Consider the following 17,987-nt stretch of genomic DNA (forward strand, 5'->3'; position numbering starts at 1 on the left):
GCGGTCCAAAGGAGACCGCATGACCCCCGACAACCCGCTGCTGGCCGACGACACCCTGCCGGCGTTTTCGCAGATCCGCCCCGAGCATGTCGAACCGGCGATCGCCGCCGTCCTGGCCGGCTACCGCGCCGCCATCGACGCGCTGGTCGCCCCCGACGCGCCGCGCGACTTCAACCACGTGATGCTTACCCAGGAGCGGCTCGAACAGCGCCTGGCGCGGGCCTGGGCGCCGGTGTCGCACCTGCAGGCGGTGGCCGACAGCGAAGCGCTGCGCGCGGTCTACGGCCCGGCCGAGGAAAAGCTCACCGAGCACGCGATCGAGCTGGGCCAGAACCGCGCGCTGTACGCGGCGGTGCAGGCGGTAGCAGACGCGGCGGACTTCCCCGCGCTGCCGCGGCCCCGGCGGGCGCTGGTGGAACATGCGCTGCGCGATTTCAGGCTGTCCGGCGTTTCGCTGCCGGAGCCGGCGCGTTCGCGCTTCCGCGAGATCGGGGTGGAGCTGTCGCGGCTGTCCACCGAGTTCTCCCATGCCGTACTCGATGCCAGCGAGGCGTGGCACGAACACGTCTCCGACGAGCGTGACCTGGCCGGCATCCCCGAGTCCGGCCGCGCGGTGCTGCACCAGTACGCGCAGGACCAGGACCTGGACGGCTACCTGGTCACCCTCAAGCAGCCCAGCGTGCATGCCGTGCTGACCTACGCCGACCACCGCGGCCTGCGCGAGCGGGTGTACTGGGCCTATCAGACCCGCGCCTCCGACCAAGGCCCGGATGCGGGCAAGTTCGACAACAGCGAGCGCATCGAGAAGATCATGGCGCTGCGCCACGAGGCCGCGCAGCTGCTCGGCTTCGCCAACGCGGCGGAGGAATCGCTGGCCACCAAGATGGCTGCCTCGCCGGCCGAGGTGCTGGAATTCCTGCACGACCTGGTCGCGCGCGCGAAACCCGTCGCCCAGCGCGAGCTGGCCGGCCTGCGCGAGTTCGCCCGCGCCGAACTCAAGCTCGACACGCTCGAACCGTGGGACGTCGCCTACGCGTCGGAGAAACTGCGCCAGCGCGAGTACGCGCTGGACGAGGAACAGCTCAAGCCGTACTTCCCGCTGCCGGCGGTGATCGACGGCCTGTTCGGCCTTGCCGGAAGACTCTACGGCATCACCCTCGTCGCCCGCGACGGCGTCGACGTGTGGCACCCGCAGGTGCGCTACTACGACGTGCGCGATGCGGCCGGCAAGGTGTTCGCCGGCGCCTATGTCGATCTCTACGCGCGCAACGGCAAGCGCGGCGGTGCCTGGATGGACGTCTGTCGCGCCCGCTTCGACGATGATGGCCGGGAACAACTGCCGGTAGCCTTCCTCTCCTGCAACTTCGCCCCGCCCACCGAGGGCAAGCCGGCCCTGCTCACCCACGACGACGTGCTGACCCTGTTCCACGAGTTCGGCCACGGCCTGCATCACCTGCTCACCGAAATCGCGCTGCCCTCGATCGGCGGCATCGACGGTGTGGAGTGGGACGCGGTGGAGCTGCCCAGCCAGTTCATGGAGAACTTCGGCTGGAATCGCGAGGCGCTGGACCTGTTCGCGCGGCACTGGCAGACCGGCGAGCGGCTGCCGGACGCGCTGTTCGAACGCATGCTGGCCGCGCGGCACTTCCACGCCGGCCTGTTCCTGGTGCGCCAGCTGGAATTCGCGCTGTTCGATTTCCTGCTGCACCTGGAATACGACCCGACCCGCGGCGCCCGCGCGCTGGCGGTGCTGGAAGAGGTGCGCAAGCAGGTCGCGGTGCTGCATCCGCCGGCATGGCAGCGCTTCCCGCACGGCTTCAGCCACATCTTCGCCGGCGGCTACGCGGCCGGCTACTACAGCTACCTGTGGGCCGAACTGCTCAGCGCCGATGCGTTCGGCGCCTTCGAGGAGGCCGCCGGACACGGCGGCAGCGTGATCGATCCAGTCATTGGCGAGCGCTTCCGCCGCGAATTCCTGGCGGTCGGCGCCAGCCGCCCCGCGCTGGAAAGCTTCGTTGCCTTCCGCGGCCGCAAGCCCGAGCCGGAAGCGCTGCTGCGCAGCTACGGCCTCGGCTGATTTCCCTCCCTGCGAGACAAAAAAAGCCCGCCGAAGCGGGCTTTTCTTCAGGCGCTGGGTCGATGTGACTCAGACGGCCTGGACTTCCTCGGCCTGCAGGCCCTTCTGGCCCTTGGTGACGATGAACGTGACGCGCTGACCTTCCTGCAGGGACTTGAAGCCCGTGCCCTGGATCGCGCGAAAATGCACGAACAGGTCATCACCGCTTTCCGGCGTGATGAAGCCAAAACCCTTGGCGTCGTTGAACCACTTGACTGTACCGCTCTGACGATCCGACATGTAACGTTACCTTTGAAGCATGGATGATTTGCGGCTCGGAGCGAGTGCACTTGACCGCAAGATGGGCAAGAGAACCGGATGCTCCGGACGGCTTGCCCGCGCAGCATACACTGGAAATCGCGATTTCGGTGGCTTTGTGCACCAAAGTGTCGCGGCGTCGCGCGAACCGTTCAGCGGGCCGCCGGGCCGGATGGGGCAATCCTTTACAATATCCCCATGAAAATCGCTTCCTGGAACGTCAACTCGCTGAAGGTGCGCCTGCCGCACCTGGGCCAGTGGCTGGCCGACGCGCAGCCCGACATCGTGGCGCTGCAGGAAACCAAGCTGGAGGATGCGAAGTTCCCGGTCGACGAGCTGGCCGCCGCCGGCTACCAGGCCGTGTATTCGGGCCAGAAGACCTACAACGGCGTGGCGATCCTGGCCCGCGAGCCGCCGGCCGACGTGGTCACCGACATTCCCGGGCTGGACGACCCGCAGCGACGCATCCTCGCCGCCACCATCGGCCCGCTGCGCGTGGTCGACCTGTACGTGGTCAACGGCAAGGCGGTCGGCGACGAGAAATACGCCTACAAACTGGAATGGATGGCCAGGGTGCGCGAGTTCCTCGCGCGCGAACACGAGCGCCACCCGAATCTGGTGGTGCTGGGCGACTTCAACATCTGCCCCGACGATCGCGACGTGTACGACCCGGTGGCCTGGGGCGAGGACATCCTGTGCTCGCCGCCCGAACGCGAGGCGTTGAAGGCAATCACCGAGCTGGGCCTGCACGACAGCTTCCGGCTGTTCGAGTCCGAGCCCGGGCATTACAGCTGGTGGGATTACCGGCAGGCGGCGTTTCGCCGCAACATGGGCCTGCGCATCGACCTGATCCTGATCGGCGAAGCCCTGAAACCGGCCGCCAAAGCGGCGGGGATCGACCGGGAACCGCGGCGCTGGGAGCGCCCTTCCGACCACACCCCGGTAACGCTGGAACTGGACATCTGACCGAAATGACCGCAAAGAACGAATGGCCCAGCTCGCTGGACGACCACGAACTGGACGAACTGGACCGCTACCTGCGCGCCCACACCGGCGAGGGCGACCTGTTGCTCGATGGCGTGCACGGCCTGCTCAGTGCGCTGGCGGTCGGCCCGCTGCTGGTGCTGCCCGAGGAATGGCTGCACGAGGTATTGCACGAGCCGTTCGAGGACGAGGATGAAGGCAACCGCGTGCTGGCCCTGCTGGCCAAGCTCAACGATTCGATCAGCGCCGAGCTCGACGTGGATGCCTACGAACCGATCCTGGGCGAAGTCGAATCCGAAGCCGGCCCGGTGTTGTCCGCTGCCGGCTGGTGCGAGGGCTTCAGCCGTGGCATCGACCTGCGCGCGGCCCTGTGGGAAGGCCGCCTGGCCGAGGATCCCCAGCTGATGGAGCTGCTCGGCCCGGTGATGGCGCTGGCGGTGGACGAGGGCATCCTGCGCGCCGACGCCGAGTTCGAGAAGCTCAGCGACGACGAATACGACGACTGCCTGGGCCAGGTGCCGGCAGTGCTGCATGCCGTGAACCAGTACTGGCAGGCCAACCCCGCCACCGAGGCCGAAGTGGAAGCGATGGTGCGCCAGCAACAGCCTGCCAGCGAGAGCGAAGCCGCGCCACCGCGCCAGCGCAGCGGTCACTGGGTGCATTGAGGGCCGGGAATCGGGCATCGGGTTCGGGAACCGGAGCAAACCATCGCCCGCAAGCGGGCTCCTGCGGCACTCGCGAGGTCATTCGTGACGGAATTCGGCTTGTATACCCCGCTCAATACGTTGAAGCCGGTCGCCGCCGGCATCTGGATCGTCGACGGTCCGGTCGTGGCGATGGCGGCGCTGGGCCTGCGCATGCCCTTCCCCACCCGCATGACGGTGGTGCGATTGCCTGATGGCGGGCTGTGGTGCCACTCGCCGATCGCGCCCGACGCAGCCCTGTTCGAGGCGATCGATGCAATCGGCCCGGTGCGCCATCTGGTGTCGCCCAACCTGCTTCATTACGCCCACATCGCCGCGTGGAAGCGGCGCTATCCGCAGGCCACGGCGTGGGCTTCGCCCGGGGTGCGCCAGCGCGCGGCCAGCCAGCGCATCGAGGTGCATTTCGACGCCGATCTGGACGACGCGCCGCCAGCGGAGTGGGCCGGCAGCATCGAGCAACTGCGCTTCCGCGGCAGCCGCGTCATGCAGGAGTTCGTGTTCCTGCATCGCGCCAGCGGTACGCTGATCCTCACCGACCTGATCGAGAATTTCGAACTCGCCAGGCTGCACGGTCCGATGCGCTGGCTGGCCCGGCTGGGTGGCGTACTGGATCCCGATGGCAAGGCGCCATCGGACATGCGCCTGACCTTTCTGGGCCGCAAACGCGAGGCACGCGCCTGCCTGGCACGGATGCTGGCGTGGCAGCCGCAGCGCGTGGTGCTGGCGCACGGACGCTGGTTTCCGGACCACGCCATGGCCGAGTTGCGCCGGGCCTTTCGCTGGCTCGACTGAGCCGGTGTCGCGCCAGCGGAACGATCCGTTCCGGTGACGCCGCTTGGATTGGAGCGCGAACAGGGCCATCTTGGCGGGCATGTCTTCCCAGCCGGAGCACCCCATGAGCGATCGCACCATCACCCGCCGCATCCGCGGCACCGACACCTCCGACGGCGCCGGCGTGAAGCTCAAGCGCATCATCGGCCAACCCGGGCTGGACATGCTCGACCCGTTCCTGCTGCTGGACGAGTTCCGCTCCGACAGCGCCGACGACTACATCGCCGGCTTCCCCGAGCACCCGCACCGCGGTTTCGAGACGGTGACCTACATGTTGGCGGGCAACATGCAGCATCAGGACAACCACGGCAACCGCGGCGACCTCACCCCCGGCAGCGTGCAGTGGATGACCGCCGGCCGCGGCATCCTGCACTCGGAAATGCCGCAGCAGGAAAACGGCCTGATGTGGGGCTTCCAGCTGTGGGTCAACCTGCCCGCCAAGGACAAGATGACCGCGCCGCGCTACCAGGACATCGCCCCGCAGCGGATTCCGGTGGTGCACCCGGCCGACGGCGTCGAGGTGAAGGTGATCGCCGGCGAGCTGGCCGGCGCCACCGGCCCGGTCGAAGGCATCGCCACCACGCCGGTGTATCTCGACGTCAGCCTGCAGCCCGGTGCGCAGTTCGCACTGAAGTTGCCGGTCGGCCACCACGGTTTCGCCTACGTGTTCGAGGGCGAATCGGCGCTGGTCGGCGGCGAGCGGCTGCAACGCAGCGAACTGGGCGTGCTGTCTGACGGCGAACAACTGCAACTGGCCGGCGGCGACAAGCCGTCACGCCTGCTGGTCGTGGCCGGCAAGCCGCTCAACGAACCGGTGGCGCGCTACGGCCCGTTCGTGATGAACACCCAGGCGCAGATCCACGAGGCCATCGCGGATTTCCGAGCTGGCCGGTTCTAATCAAATAAAGCGCTCCTTGCGTTCGCCCCCTCTGGGAGAGGAGGCGAACGCAAGGAGCGCGTCACTCCATTAAAGCGGGCGCCCTCACCCCTTCACGCTCCCCAGCAACAAGCCCTGCAGGTAATGCCGCTGCAGGGCCAGGTACAGCACCAGCACCGGCAGCACGGTGACCACCGAGCCGGCCATCATCAGCTCGGTGTCCTCGCTGTGTTCACGCGCCAGCGAGGCCAGCGCCAGCGGCAGGGTGTAGTGCTCCTGCCCGGTCAGCACGATCAGCGGCCACATGAAGTCGTTCCAGGCGGCGAGGAAGGTGAACACGGTCAGCGTCACCATGATCGGCTTGAGCAGCGGCAGCATGATCTGCACGAAGATGCGCCACTCGCCGGCGCCGTCGATGCGCGCGGCCTCCAGCAGTTCGTCCGGTACGCTGCGGGCGAACTCGCGTACCAGGTAGATGCCGAACAGCGTGGCCATGCCCGGCACGATCGCGCCGGCGTAGCTGTTGATCAGGCCGGCATATTTCAGCAGCAGGAACAGCGGCAGCATCGCCACCTGGGCGGGAATCAGCAGTGCGCCGATCAGCGCGCGGAACAGGCGCTCGCGCCCGGCGAAGCGCAGCTTGGCGAAGGCGTAGCCGGCCATCAGGTTGCACACCAGCGCCAGTGCGGCGATGGCGCCGGAGATGACCAGGCTGTTGAGCAGGTAGCGACCCATGCCGGCGCGGGCGAACAGCGCGCGGTAGTTGTCCAGCGTGGGTTGCGCCGGCAGCAGCGGCGGCGGCAGCGAGCTGGCGCTGCCGGCCGGCATCAGCGAGGCCGACAGCATCCACAACAGCGGCAGCACGGCCACCGCGGCGCAGCCGAACAGCGCGCCGTTGACCAGCCACCGGGCGAGGCGCGGGTTCATGCCGTTGCTCCGCGTCGCGTCAGCCGCAGCAGCAGCACGGTCACCGCCAGGATGATGCCGAACAGGGCGAAGGCGACCGCCGAGGCCACGCCGAAGTTCCACCATTTGAAGCCGTCGTCGTACATCAGATAAAGGATGCTGACGGTGCTCTGCAGCGGACCGCCTTCGGTCATCACGTAAGGCTCGGCGAACAGCTGGAAGTAACCGGCCACGGTGAGCACCATCACCAGCACCATGGTCGGCCGCAGCATCGGCAGGGTGATGTGGCGGAACTGCCGCCAGCGCGAGGCGCCATCGATGCGCGCCGCCTCGTACAGCTCCGGCGCAATCGCCTGCAGGCCGGCCAGCAGGATGATCATGTTGTAGCCGAAGTTCTTCCACACCGCGAAGGCGATGATCGTCGGCATCGCCCAGTGCGGATCGCCCAGCCAGTCCACCGGGTTCAGCCCCAGCACGGCCAGTGCATGGTTCACCAGGCCGTACCTGGTGTTGAACAGGTAGCGCCAGATCACCGCCACCGCCACCACCGTGGTCACCACCGGCGCGAACAGCACGGTGCGATGGAAGGATTTCATGCGCGCCAGCGGCGAGTTCAGCAGCAGCGCGGTGCCCAGCGAGGCGCCGATCGACAGCGGCACGCCGACGACCACGAAGTAGAACGTGTTGCCCAATGCAGTCCAGAACAGCGGCCGCTGCAGCAGCTCCCAGTAGTTGTGCAGGCCGACGAAGCGCAGGTTGCGGAGGTCGGCCAGCGCGTACAGATCGTAATCGGTGAGGCTCAGGCCCAGCGCGCCCAGCACCGGCACGAAGAAGAACACGCCCAGCACCAGCAATGCCGGAGTGAGGAACAGCCAGGCGGTGCGCGCGCGGCTCATCGCGTGCTCCCGGCGCGGTCGAGCATCCAGCGCCGCTTGGCCAGGATCGCATCGGCGCGGCGATCGATCTCGGCGGCGGCCTGGTCCACCGTCAACTCGCCGTGCGCGGCGCGCGCGGCGACCAGCTGCATCTCGGTGACGATGCGCTCCCACTCCGGCACCGGCGGCGTCGGCTTGACCCGCTCCAGCTGCTCGCGGAACGCGCGCACCGCCGGGTCGTCGCGCAGCGCCTCGCCCTGCCAGGCCGAGCGGCGCGGTGGCATGTCGCCGAGCAACTGGTAGAACTGCCGCTGCACGCTCGGGCGCGACAGGTATTCGATCAACAACCAGGCCTGCGCCTTGCGCGGCGAGTGGCGGAAGATCACCAGGCTGGAGCCGCTGGCGATGCCGGCCCCCGGGCCGTCCGGGCCGGGCAGCGGCGCGGTCGCCCATGCGTCTTGCTGCGACGCAGGGAGACGCTGGCGGAATTCGCCGATGTTCCACGGCCCGGAGAAGTAAAACGCGTACACGCCGCGACCGACCTCGGCCCACGGGTTGGGCACTTCGGTGTTGGACAGCAACGGGGCCTCGTGGCGCTTGAACCGCTCCACGTAGAACGCGAGCGCGCGCTTGAAGCCGGCGCTTTCGAAGTTGCCGTAGCGGCCGCCGTCGCGCAACAGCGGCTCGTCCTGCTGCAGGCCCAGCGACAGCAGCTGCTCGAATTCGTTGGTCGGCAGCAGGATCGCGTAGTGGTCGGGCGCGGCATGCGCCTGCAGCGCGGCCAGCTGCCGCGACCACGCGGCCCAGTCGCGCGGCGGCGCGTCGAAGCCGGCGGTGGCGAGCAGGTCCCTGCGGTAGAACAACAGCCGCGTGTCGACATACCAGGGGATGCCGACCAGGCGGCCGTCGATGCGGTTGGTGGCCCAGATACCGGGGAAGTAATCCGCCGGCTGCACCACGCGCGAGCGCTCGACGTACGGCTGCAGCGGTACGAGCGCATCCAGCGCGTGCAGCTCGGCGAGCCAGGTGTTGCCCAGCTGGGCCACGTCCGGCGTGGTGTCGCCGGCGATCGCGGTGAGCAGCTTCTGGTGCGCCGCCTTCCACGGCAGTTGCTGCACCTCGACGAGGATGTCCGGGTGCTCGCGCTCGAACGCCGGCATCAGCTGCGCCACCGCCTCGCTCTCGCGGCCCATCGCCCAGAAGGTCAGTGTGTGGCGATCATCGTGATCGCCCCGGCAGGCAGCAATGCCGACCAGCAACAGCGCCGGCGCCAGCAGTCGCCAGCGCCGCCGGCTCACGGTGTGGCCGCCGCCCGTGACAGCCAGCCGCCGCGGAAGCCGGCCTGCTGCAGGCCCTTGCGCACATACGGGTTGCGCTTCATCACTTTCCACACCAGGCCGCTGCGCCAGTTCTCCAGCATCAGCAGGATCGGGCCCTGGTCGATGCCCAGGTACTCGGTGTCGACCCAGCCGAAGCTGGGAATCACCAGGCCGGTGCGCAGCGGCGCGTCGGGATCGTGCAGGGTCAGGTTGAACGCGTCGCGGAAGCCGTACTTGGCGTAGATGTATTTGCCGTAGCGCTGTTTCATGTGCAGGAACTCCGGCACCACCAGGTCCGGCGCGAAGGCGATCGAGCCCAGCGCTGCCGTGGGCGCGATGGTACCGTCATCGACCACGTGGCGCAGGCCCACGCCGCGCGCGGCATAACCGAAGTAGCGCCGCTCGCGCCCGTCCGTGGCGATGCCGAAGTGACCCGGGCCGTTGCTGGCCGTCAGCCCCCACAGGTTCTCGCCGTAGCCGGTCCAGCCCGCCGGATTGGCGATCGCGTAGTTGCGTTGCGACAGCACCGCATGGCGGCCGTTTTCGAAATAATCCGAATCGTGCTGGTGCATGAAGTCGTCGCGGATGCCGCGGAAGTCGATCCATGCCGCGCTGTACTGGTGGCCGAACAGCGGGCCGAAGGTCAGGAAGGTTTCGCCGTAGAGCGTGCCCCAGTAGCGCGGGTTGGTGCGCGTCCAGGCCTGCCACGCTTCGGGTTTCAGCGGGTGGGTGGGCGAGCCCAGCGCCAGGATGTAGAGCAGGTTCGCCTCGCTGTAGCCCTCCCAGTCGTGCGGGATGAACTTGCCGCCGGGGGTCCAGCCCATGCTGACCAGCGGCGGGCGTGCCTGCATCCACGGCCAGTCGACGCGCTTGTAGAGCATGTCGGCGAGCGCGCGAATCTCTTTTTCCTGCGGCGTGTCGCGGTCGTAGTACGACTGCGCGAACAGCACGCCACCGAGCAGCAAGGTGGTGTCGATGCTGGACAGCTCGACGGCGCGACCGTGGCGCAAGCCGGTCTGCATGTCGAGAAAGTGGTAGTAGAAGCCGTGGTAGCCGGTGGCGTCATCCTCGCTGGCGTTCTGCGGCGAGTCGGCGAAGAAGCGCAAGGTCACCAGGGTGCGCTTGACCGCCTGGTCGCGGTTGATCCAGCCCCGTTCGGCGCCGATGCCGTAGGCCGTCAGGCCGAAACCCACCGCCGCGATGCTGGAGAACGACTGCCCCGGCCAGTGGTCCGGTGCCAGCCCGTTGACCGGATTGGCGGTGTCCCAGAAGAACTGGAAGGTGCGGTGTTCCAGCTCGTCCAGTTGCGCCTGCTGGTCGGCGGGCAGGGCGGTGAAGGCCAGCGGCGCGTGGCGCGTGGCGGTGGTGGTGTCCTGTGCCGCGACGGGCGCGAACGCGCCGAAGGCGGTAAACGCCAGGGTCAGGACCAGCGTGGCGAGGAGAGAGCGGAAACGTCGAAGAACCATGGGTACAGCCTGTCGTGAAAATGCGGCAGATGCAGGCGCGGTGGCCGCCCGCGGCGAGTCGTGTCAGCCGGCCCTGGCGATCGCGCAGTGACGATCGATGAAGGCCTGGTGGCTGGGCATCACCTCCACACAATCGGCCATCAGCCGGGCCACGTCGTCGACGAAGCGGTACAGGTCGGTCTCAGGCACCTGGTCGACCAGGGGATGCCAACTGCGCGGCACGATGCCCTGGCCGATCATCACCTGCACCCAGCTGATCTCGGCGAACAGTTCGTCGGCGTTGCGGAAGAAGCGGCCGCTGTCGGCGAACAGGTCGATATTGTCCTGCAGCGACGGCGGCACCGACATGTGCTGGCACTGCTGCCAGAACGGCGTGTCCTCGCGCTCGGTGGCGTGGTAATGCAGGATCAGGAAATCGCGGATGCGCTCGGTGTCGAACTTCAGCTGTGCGTTGTAGCGCTCGCTCAGCACCGGGTCGAAACCGTCGCGCGGGAACAGGCCGAGCAGGCGGGTGATGCCCATCTGGATCAGGTGGATGCCGGTCGATTCCAGCGGCTCCATGAAGCCGCCGGACAGGCCGATCGCGACCACGTTGCGGTTCCACAGCTTGCGCCGCATGCCCGCCGTGAAGCGCAGCTGGAACGGCTCGCCCAACGGCCGGCCCTGGATGTTGCGCAACAGCGTGGCGGTGGCCTCGTCGTCGCTGATGTAGGCACTGGAATAGACGTGGCCGTTGCCGGTGCGATGCTGCAGCGGGATGCGCCATTGCCAACCGGCGGCCTGCGCGTTGGCGCGGGTGAACGGCGGCGGTGGACCGACGCTTTCGGTGCGCACGACGACCGCGCGATCGCACGGCAGCCAGTCCTTGAACTCGATGTAGCCGGTGTGCAGCGCCTGTTCGATCAGCAGGCCGCGGAAACCGGAGCAGTCGATGAACAGGTCGCCGGCGACGACTTCACCGCCTTCCAGCACCACCGATTCGACAAAGCCATCGTCGGGCCGCAGCTTGACCTCGGCCACCTTGCCCTCGGTGCGGCGCACCCCGCGCGCCGCGGCGTACTCGCGCAGGAAGAGCGCATAGCGGGCGGTGTCCATGTGATAGGCGTACGGGATGTCCGCCAGCGGCGAATCCCGCGGCACGTCGCTGGCCGAAGACATGAACTTGCCGCGCGGCGCGGCCAGCGTGTGCACGGTGTAGTCGCCCAGCGGCCCGGCGCGGCCGGCGCGGGCGGCCTTCAGCCAGTACTGGTGGAACGGCAGCAGGCCCAGGCCGCGACCGATGGTGGTGCCGAAGCCGTGGATGTAGGAATCGCCGAGGTGATGCCAGTCGTTCAACTGGATGCCCAGCTTGAAGGTGGCGCTGGTCCGGCGGATGAACTCGATCTCGTCGATCTGCAGCAGGTTGTTGAACAGCTTCAGGTGCGGCACGGTGGCCTCGCCGACGCCGACCGTGCCGATCTCGCTCGACTCGACCAGGCGCACCGCGAGCTGAGCGCCGAACGTGCGCGCCAGCGCGGCGGCGGTCATCCAGCCGGCGGTGCCGCCGCCGACGATCACGACGTTCCTGATGCACGATTCGGCCATGGCGGTTCCGGTGTTGGCGGACGCGACTGCGTGGTCGGTGCGCGGCCCGACCGGCGGGCCGCGCGAAGAATGCCGGCGTGCGGCCGTCTCCGGCCGCACGCCGCGTGGCTCAGAACTTCATGCCGATCTCGAACTTGATCGTGCGCGGCACGAAGGTGATGTTGCCGGTGGGGTTGTAGGTGACCGGGCTGAGCGTGCCGATCGTGTTGTTGGGGAACATCAGGTCGCTGTAGTTCTTGAAGTTGAAGGCGTTCATCAGATCCAGGCGGCCATAGAAATCCAGACCGTGCACGTCGAAGTGCTTGGTCGCCTGGAAGTCCACGCTGCGGTAGCCGAAGATCTTGCCGCCGAGCAGGAACTTGCCGTTGCCCTGCGGTTCGGTGCCGTAGGGTGCGCAGCGACTGCCGCTGGGGAACAACTGGCCGGATGCGCCGGAGTAGCAGGCGAAGCCGTTGAACGGGATCGGCGTGGCCAGGGTCAGCTTGGCCGACACGGTGATGCCCCACGGGCCGTCGATCACGCCGGTGGCCACGAAGCGGTGCTTGGCCGCCGCGTTGGACAGGATGTACGGGTAATCCTGGATCGTCGCCGCGTCGAACGCGTAGTGTTCGTTGATGTCGCGGTTCTGCTTGGCGTCGGTATAGGTGTAGGCGAAGGTGGCGCCCCAGCGCGATTCGGGCGTGTACGGCTTGGTCGCCGACAGCAGCACCTGGGTGGTGCGCGTGCCGATGCCGTTGTTGCCCACGATCAGGCTGCCGAAGCCGGGCACGCCGTTGCCCCACGGCTGGCTGGCGTTCTTCCAGAAGCTGCCGTCCGGGTAGCGGTTGCCCAGCGTGAAGGCAAAGCCGTCGTGGCTGATCACGCGGGTTACCGTGGCGTCGGTCTGCCAGTCGCCCAGGCGGTTGGCCATGCCGATGCTGAACTGGTCGGAGTACGGCGCCTTGAGGTGGTTGTTGAGCACGTCGATCTCGGTACCGGCGTTGCTGGCCGAGGCCAGTTGCTGCACGTTCGACAAGCCGTTGAGGTAGGCCGGATCGAACGGCACGCACGGCGTGCGGCCCTGGTAGCACAGTCCGGTGACCGGGTCGGCGAAGTAGAAGCGGAACTGCGGCAGCGCGGCCTTGGTGGTTTCCAGCTGCAAGTAGTTGTAGAGGTCGCGGTCGTAGGAGCGGCCGGCGCCGCCGTGGATCACGTGTGCCTGGTCAGCATCGATGTCGTAGGAGAAGCCCAGCCGCGGCTGCCACTCGCCCTTGTAGGCGCTGCGGTTGTGGCCGTTGCTGATGTAGTCGTTGACATCGATGCCGCCCTTGGCCAGCGACTGCGCGTAGGTCTGTCCGGCCGGTGCGTTCGGGTCCTGGCTGTTGAACGCCGCCACCACGTTGGCCGGGGTGACGAAGTCGAGATAGGACGGCGTGCTCTCGTAGTCCCAGCGCACACCGAGGTTCAGGATCAGGTGCTCGTTGATCGCCCAGTCATCCTGGATATAGGCGCCGAACTGCTTGTCCTTGGTGGTCACCGTGGGCGACAGTCCCAGGCCGGTGACCGGCTTGGTGAAGAACACCTGATAGGGCTGCGCGTTGGTGCCGGTGGGCGTGACGTCGTAATAGAACTGCGGATTGACGTCGGCCGCATCGGCGGAGTGCAGCGTGACCCACTTCTGCTTCACGCCCAGCTTGATGACGTGGTCGCCGTGCCACTGCAGGTCGTTGAAGGTGAGGTTGTCCTCGATCGCCGGACCCTTCTGCCCCTTGTTCTGCGTGGCCAGCGGGTTGGCCGCGCCGGTGTTGATCAGGGTGGCGGTCTGGTTGGCCGCGGGCTGGTAGGTGTAGATGGCGCCGTTGCCGTAGTTCAGCGCGGTGGGCGCGTAGTTGGAGTCCTCGTAGGTGGCCAGCAGTTCATTGAAGTACGAATAGCCGCTGTGCTGCCAGCGCAGGTCGTAGCGCTTGTCGTCGTTGACCACCGAGAAGCTGGCCGATTTCGCGTTCTGGCCGCCGATGCCGCCGCTCTGGTCCTCCTTGCGGATCTGCGCGCTCAGCTCGAAGCGGTCGCGGTCGGTCGGCTCCCAGTCAACCTTGCCGAAATACAGGTTCTCGGTGAACGGGATGTTGGCCGGGCCGAACTGGCTGGCGATGTCGGCCGGCAAACCGGGAATCGCCGGCACCGCGTCGGCCGCGGGCACCACGGTGATCGGCCGGTCGAAGCGCTTGCCTTCGTAGGTGATGAAGAAGTGCGCCTTGTCCTGCACGATCGGCCCGCCCAGCGCAAAGCCGAACTCCTTCTCGTCCGAGGGCGTCTTCTTGTTCGCCGCGTTCTCGCTCGGCGTGCGCGCGCGGTACTTGTCGCTGGTGTAGCGGCCGAACACCTCGCCGTGGAACTCATTGGTGCCGGACTTGGTCTGCGCGGTCACCGCGGCGCTGGAGATCTGGCCGTACTCCGCCTTGTAATTGGAGGTGATCACCTTGTACTCGCCGATCGCCAACTGCGGGAACGGGTTGCCCTGGGTGGCGAACTGGCCGCTGGGGCCGCCGAACAAGTAGCTCTTCTGGCCTACGCCGTCGATGTAGACGTTGGTCGAAGCGTCGTTCTGCGCACCGCCGCGCAGCGAGGTGTTGCCATTGGAACCGACCGAAAACACCATGCCCGGCACGGTGTCGGCGAACTCCAGGAAGTTGCGCGTCAGCTGCGGAATGGTGTCGATCTGATGCAGCGACACGGTCGAGCCCACCTCCGGCGTGGTCACGTCGGGCAGCACGCTGGCCGTCACCGTGACGCCGCCGAGCGTCACCGCGTTGGCGGCGCTGGGCGCCGCGCTGGTGAAGTTCAGGGTGGAGGTGGAGGCGACCGTGAGGGTCACGGTCTGTGCCGTGCCCGGGCCGGCGTCGATGCGCCAGGTGCCTGGCTGCAGGCCGGTGATCGCGTAGCTGCCGTCGGCGCTGGAGGTGGTCTGACGGGTGCTGCCGGTGGCCGGGTTGACCGCGGTGACCTGGGTGTTCGGCGCCGCCTTGCCGCGCAAGGTGGCGTACGCGGCCTGTGCGAACGAGGTGCCCGGCAGCGCCACCAGCGAGGTGACGGCGGTGCCGATCAATCCGGCCAGCAGGTTCTTCTTGAAGTGCGTTGAAGTTTTCATCGCTCCCCTCCCCGGGCAGCTTGCTGAGACGTTCAGGAGTTCTGTTCTGGTTTGTTTCCGCCGCAGGTGTCGCGAACCACGATTTCAAAACCGAGCGTGTCGGCGGAAGGTGTTTCCTGCCCGGGGTGTTCGACGACGTCGGCCAGGCGCTCCAGCGCGAGACGACCGAAGTCGGCAATGCGCACGCGCACCGTGGTCAGGGCCGGTGTCACGTAGCGGGTGATCGGGATATCGTCAAAGCCGGCCAGCGCGATGTCCTCCGGCACCCGCGCGCCGGCGTCCTTGAACGCCGCCAGGCAGCCCACCGCCATCATGTCGTTGGCGGCGAACACGGCCGCCGGCCGCTTCGTCCGCGCCAGCAGCTGCTGGCCGGCGCGATAGCCCGATTCCTCGGTGAAGTCGCCGGCCACCACGGTCAATGCCGCGCGCGGGGCGTATCTGGCCATCGCCTCGCGATAGCCGCGCTCGCGTTCGCTGGCGTCGAAGTTGCCGGGCGGCCCGGCGATCAGCGCCACGCTGCGATGGCCGGCCTGCAGCAGGTGCCGCACCATCGCCACCGCGCCGCCGTGGTTGTCGATGTTGATCACGTGGAACGCCGGCCCGCTCACCGCGCTGTTGAGCAGCACCACCGGCAGCGCCTTGGGCAGGTTGGCCCGCAGGAACGCCGTGTCGACCCGTTCGGACAGGATCAGCAGGCCGTCTACGCGCCCCTGCATCGAGCGCACCGCCGCCGCCGCTTCGGTCGCGCCACCGTGCGAGCTGGATACCAGCAGGTGCAGGCCGCGCGCACGCGCCGCCAGATCGATGCCGCGGATCAACTCGGAAAAGAACTCGCCGTACAGGTCGGGCAGCAGGGCGCCGACAGTGTGCGTGCGGCGGGTGATCAGCATGCGCGCCGCTGCATGCGGGATGTACTGCAGGCGCTCGGCGGCGGCGTGGATGCGCGCGCTGGTGGCCGCGGTGACGCCGCCGCCGCCATTGAGCGCGCGCGACACCGAGGCCACCGACACCCGGGCCTCGCGCGCCACGTCTTTGATGGTTGCTGCCGCCATGGGAATGTTTCCGCCGGGTTCGCCAACCCTTGGGTGGCGCCAACGTAAACGTTTTCATGCGGACTTGTAAAGGGCTTGTTGCGGCGACTTGTGCTGCGTCGCAGCAGCGCGCAGGCGGTAGCCCGGCGGGAAATCCCGGCGAAACGTCAGAGCGGCCCGCTTGCCGATCCAGGCACTGCCTTGCTGCGCCACGGCAACGGCATGCGGCGCCGACGGGCCGGCGTGGTCGATCGGCCGCCCCCTCGAACGTGACGGACGCCACGCCGCTGCGCCTTGGCTGCGGATACCCCGTGTTTTGGCAAGTTCGATGCTTGATTCCCGGGGAAGGAGGAAAAGCGGGCCGCGCGCGACCGAACCGGAGTGAAAACTGACGCAGCGCGGCCGTTCGTGTCCTCCCGTGTCGTCGACAGCTTCACCGATCCGACGACGCGCTCTTGACTTGTTTTCGGCGTCTTGTTAAAGATTCATCCGCGCGTTAAACCGCGGTTAAGTCACACAGAGTCAATCGATTGTATCCTTCAGTTCCAGTATCAGAAGAATAAACCAGCTTCAAGTTACTGATTTCACGACCATGACCATGCTGTCCACCCTCATCGTTGCCTTGCTCGCCGTGCTGCTCGCCAGCGCCGTGCGGCGCGTGCCGGAAGGTCTGGTCTACAGCGTCTACCGTCATGGCAAGCCGCGCCGGCTGCTGCCGGCGGGCACGCACCTGGTGCTGCCGCTGCTCGACCGGGTGGCGCACAAGATCAACCTGTCCGGCCAGACCTTGCAGTTGCAGGCGCCGATGGGGCCGCGCGACGTGCGCGGCACGGTGTACTGGCAGGTGCTGGAGCCGGAGCGCGCCGACGCCGTGTTCGAGCAGGTCGACCAGCTGATCCGCCATGGCGCGCAGGCCGCGCTGCGCGACGAACCCGCCGCCGAGGCGATCGATCGGCGCGATCTGGGCGCGCGGGTCAAGCAATCGTTGAATCACGTGCTGCGCGAGCGCGGCATGATGGTCACCCGGGTCGATCTCGACGCCGCCTGAGCATCGCATCGCGCCAGGCGCCCGCAGAGCGCCGCGCCGCAGGGGATTTGCTCCACTTCGAGCCCGCTTCGGCGGGCTTTCTTTTGCGCCGCCTGCTGGCATTGCGCCCGGCTTGCCGGGATACTTGCCGACCGCTTTCCCACAGGATCGATGGCCGATGGCCGCGCGCGACGCCTTGCAGGCACAACTCGAACAGGGCATCGCCGCGCTGGGCCTGCAACTGCCGACCGAGGCGGTGCCGCGCCTGCTCGACTACCTCGCCCTGCTCGAACGCTGGAACGCCGCCTACAACCTCACCGCGGTGCGCGATCCGGCCGAGATGGTGACCCGCCACCTGCTCGATTCGCTGGCGATCCTGCCGTTCGTGCAGGGCTCCACGCTGGTCGACCTCGGCACCGGCCCCGGCCTGCCCGGCATCGTGCTGGCGATCGCTGCGCCTGGCCGGCAGATCCTGCTGGTGGATTCCAACGGCAAGAAAGTGCGCTTCCTGCGCGAGGCGATCCGCAGCCTGAAACTGGAGGGCGTGCGCGCCGAGCAATCGCGCGTGGAAGACGTCGCCGGCCAGTTCGATTGCGTCACCGCGCGTGCCTTCGCCAGCCTCGCCGACATGCTGGCCTGGGGCGGCCACCTGCTGGCGCCGGACGGCATCTGGCTGGCGATGAAGGGCAAGCGGCCGGATGAAGAATTGCCCGGCGTCCCCGACGGCTTCGTCGTGCGCGCCACGCACGAACTCCACGTGCCTGGCCTGCCGGCCGAACGCCACCTGCTGGTGCTCGGCCGCGTCTGAATCACGCCGTGCGCGGTAGGGCGGGCACCGCCCGCCGGTTCGTCCCTTGCCGCGAGAGCGGCGGGCAGGACCAC

15 protein-coding genes are annotated in these 17,987 nt (G+C 67.9%); 7 read left to right on the forward strand and 8 right to left on the reverse strand.

Annotation, left to right across the window (positions count from 1 at the left end; genetic code table 11):
• Window positions 1-19: 19 nt before the first annotated feature.
• The gene (locus B1991_RS16740; RefSeq protein ID WP_136259821.1) at window positions 20-2,077 is read left to right on the forward strand and encodes a M3 family metallopeptidase; all 2,058 of its coding nucleotides are present in this window, start codon (window positions 20-22) and stop codon (window positions 2,075-2,077) included.
• Window positions 2,078-2,146: 69 nt separating this feature from the next.
• Here B1991_RS16740 and B1991_RS16745 read toward each other — a convergent pair whose 3' ends face one another.
• Complete coding sequence (locus tag B1991_RS16745; protein ID WP_007512189.1) at window positions 2,147-2,356, reverse strand: cold-shock protein; 210 nt, start codon at window positions 2,354-2,356, stop codon at window positions 2,147-2,149.
• Between the two features lie 216 nt (window positions 2,357-2,572).
• On the opposite strand from B1991_RS16745, the gene xth reads away from it, so the two are divergent.
• The 4 genes from xth (at window position 2,573) to B1991_RS16765 (ending at window position 5,791) form a co-directional block, all read left to right on the forward strand.
• Window positions 2,573-3,340, forward strand: a complete 768-nt coding sequence (gene xth / locus B1991_RS16750) for an exodeoxyribonuclease III (RefSeq protein WP_136259822.1) — start codon at window positions 2,573-2,575, stop codon at window positions 3,338-3,340.
• A gap of 5 nt (window positions 3,341-3,345) precedes the next feature.
• Entirely contained in the window at window positions 3,346-4,023 is a 678-nt protein-coding gene (locus B1991_RS16755) for a YecA/YgfB family protein (protein ID WP_136259823.1), read from the forward strand.
• 84 nt (window positions 4,024-4,107) lie between these two features.
• Window positions 4,108-4,854: a DUF4336 domain-containing protein gene (locus B1991_RS16760; RefSeq protein ID WP_136259824.1), complete on the forward strand. Its 747-nt coding sequence runs from the start codon at window positions 4,108-4,110 to the stop codon at window positions 4,852-4,854.
• A 103-nt stretch (window positions 4,855-4,957) separates the two neighbouring features.
• Window positions 4,958-5,791 (forward strand): pirin family protein, encoded by an 834-nt coding sequence (locus B1991_RS16765; RefSeq protein WP_136259825.1) that lies wholly within the window; start codon window positions 4,958-4,960, stop codon window positions 5,789-5,791.
• An 84-nt stretch (window positions 5,792-5,875) separates the two neighbouring features.
• Here the strand turns inward: B1991_RS16765 and B1991_RS16770 are convergent, their stop codons facing one another.
• The 7 genes from B1991_RS16770 to B1991_RS16800 all read right to left on the reverse strand — a co-directional run bounded on the left by B1991_RS16770 (window position 5,876) and on the right by B1991_RS16800 (window position 16,099).
• Window positions 5,876-6,697, reverse strand: coding sequence for a carbohydrate ABC transporter permease (locus tag B1991_RS16770; RefSeq protein ID WP_136259826.1), 822 nt, complete (start codon window positions 6,695-6,697; stop codon window positions 5,876-5,878).
• Window positions 6,694-7,572: a carbohydrate ABC transporter permease gene (locus B1991_RS16775; protein WP_136259827.1), complete on the reverse strand. Its 879-nt coding sequence runs from the start codon at window positions 7,570-7,572 to the stop codon at window positions 6,694-6,696. Before B1991_RS16775 ends, B1991_RS16770 begins: the two co-directional genes overlap by 4 nt.
• Window positions 7,569-8,849, reverse strand: a complete 1,281-nt coding sequence (locus B1991_RS16780; protein ID WP_425466708.1) for a sugar ABC transporter substrate-binding protein — start codon at window positions 8,847-8,849, stop codon at window positions 7,569-7,571. The genes B1991_RS16775 and B1991_RS16780 overlap by 4 nt, the downstream gene beginning before the upstream one ends.
• Window positions 8,846-10,336, reverse strand: a complete 1,491-nt coding sequence (locus tag B1991_RS16785; protein ID WP_136259828.1) for a glucoamylase family protein — start codon at window positions 10,334-10,336, stop codon at window positions 8,846-8,848. The genes B1991_RS16780 and B1991_RS16785 overlap by 4 nt, the downstream gene beginning before the upstream one ends.
• 63 nt (window positions 10,337-10,399) lie before the next feature.
• The gene (locus B1991_RS16790) at window positions 10,400-11,920 is read right to left on the reverse strand and encodes a tryptophan halogenase family protein (protein ID WP_136259829.1); all 1,521 of its coding nucleotides are present in this window, start codon (window positions 11,918-11,920) and stop codon (window positions 10,400-10,402) included.
• A 109-nt stretch (window positions 11,921-12,029) separates the two neighbouring features.
• Window positions 12,030-15,047, reverse strand: a complete 3,018-nt coding sequence (locus B1991_RS16795; RefSeq protein ID WP_136259830.1) for a TonB-dependent receptor — start codon at window positions 15,045-15,047, stop codon at window positions 12,030-12,032.
• A 32-nt stretch (window positions 15,048-15,079) separates the two neighbouring features.
• Window positions 15,080-16,099 carry a LacI family DNA-binding transcriptional regulator gene (locus B1991_RS16800; protein ID WP_136259831.1) on the reverse strand — a complete coding sequence of 340 codons (1,020 nt, stop codon included), beginning with the start codon at window positions 16,097-16,099 and terminating at the stop codon, window positions 15,080-15,082.
• Window positions 16,100-16,670: 571 nt separating this feature from the next.
• Here B1991_RS16800 and B1991_RS16805 point away from each other — a divergent pair.
• Both B1991_RS16805 and rsmG read left to right on the forward strand, forming a co-directional pair.
• Window positions 16,671-17,126: an SPFH domain-containing protein gene (locus tag B1991_RS16805; RefSeq protein WP_136259832.1), complete on the forward strand. Its 456-nt coding sequence runs from the start codon at window positions 16,671-16,673 to the stop codon at window positions 17,124-17,126.
• A 157-nt stretch (window positions 17,127-17,283) separates the two neighbouring features.
• On the forward strand, window positions 17,284-17,913 hold the full coding sequence (gene rsmG, locus B1991_RS16810; RefSeq protein WP_136259833.1) for a 16S rRNA (guanine(527)-N(7))-methyltransferase RsmG: 630 nt from the start codon (window positions 17,284-17,286) through the stop codon (window positions 17,911-17,913).
• Window positions 17,914-17,987: the final 74 nt, after the last annotated feature.

The sequence above is a fragment of the Rhodanobacter lindaniclasticus genome (genome assembly GCF_004799035.1).
In the GTDB taxonomy this organism is placed as follows: domain Bacteria; phylum Pseudomonadota; class Gammaproteobacteria; order Xanthomonadales; family Rhodanobacteraceae; genus Rhodanobacter; species Rhodanobacter lindaniclasticus.

Excerpts from the sequence above, each read along its gene's own strand:
- B1991_RS16740 (WP_136259821.1), top strand. The coding sequence starts at position 20 with ATGACCCCCGACAACCCGCTGCTGGCCGACGACACCCTGCCGGCGTTT.
- B1991_RS16745 (WP_007512189.1), bottom strand. The coding sequence starts at position 2,356 with ATGTCGGATCGTCAGAGCGGTACAGTCAAGTGGTTCAACGACGCCAAG.
- xth (WP_136259822.1), top strand. The coding sequence starts at position 2,573 with ATGAAAATCGCTTCCTGGAACGTCAACTCGCTGAAGGTGCGCCTGCCG.
- B1991_RS16755 (WP_136259823.1), top strand. The coding sequence starts at position 3,346 with ATGACCGCAAAGAACGAATGGCCCAGCTCGCTGGACGACCACGAACTG.
- B1991_RS16765 (WP_136259825.1), top strand. The coding sequence starts at position 4,958 with ATGAGCGATCGCACCATCACCCGCCGCATCCGCGGCACCGACACCTCC.
- B1991_RS16770 (WP_136259826.1), bottom strand. The coding sequence starts at position 6,697 with ATGAACCCGCGCCTCGCCCGGTGGCTGGTCAACGGCGCGCTGTTCGGC.
- B1991_RS16775 (WP_136259827.1), bottom strand. The coding sequence starts at position 7,572 with ATGAGCCGCGCGCGCACCGCCTGGCTGTTCCTCACTCCGGCATTGCTG.
- B1991_RS16785 (WP_136259828.1), bottom strand. The coding sequence starts at position 10,336 with ATGGTTCTTCGACGTTTCCGCTCTCTCCTCGCCACGCTGGTCCTGACC.
- B1991_RS16790 (WP_136259829.1), bottom strand. The coding sequence starts at position 11,920 with ATGGCCGAATCGTGCATCAGGAACGTCGTGATCGTCGGCGGCGGCACC.
- B1991_RS16795 (WP_136259830.1), bottom strand. The coding sequence starts at position 15,047 with ATGAAAACTTCAACGCACTTCAAGAAGAACCTGCTGGCCGGATTGATC.
- B1991_RS16800 (WP_136259831.1), bottom strand. The coding sequence starts at position 16,099 with ATGGCGGCAGCAACCATCAAAGACGTGGCGCGCGAGGCCCGGGTGTCG.
- B1991_RS16805 (WP_136259832.1), top strand. The coding sequence starts at position 16,671 with ATGACCATGCTGTCCACCCTCATCGTTGCCTTGCTCGCCGTGCTGCTC.
- rsmG (WP_136259833.1), top strand. The coding sequence starts at position 17,284 with ATGGCCGCGCGCGACGCCTTGCAGGCACAACTCGAACAGGGCATCGCC.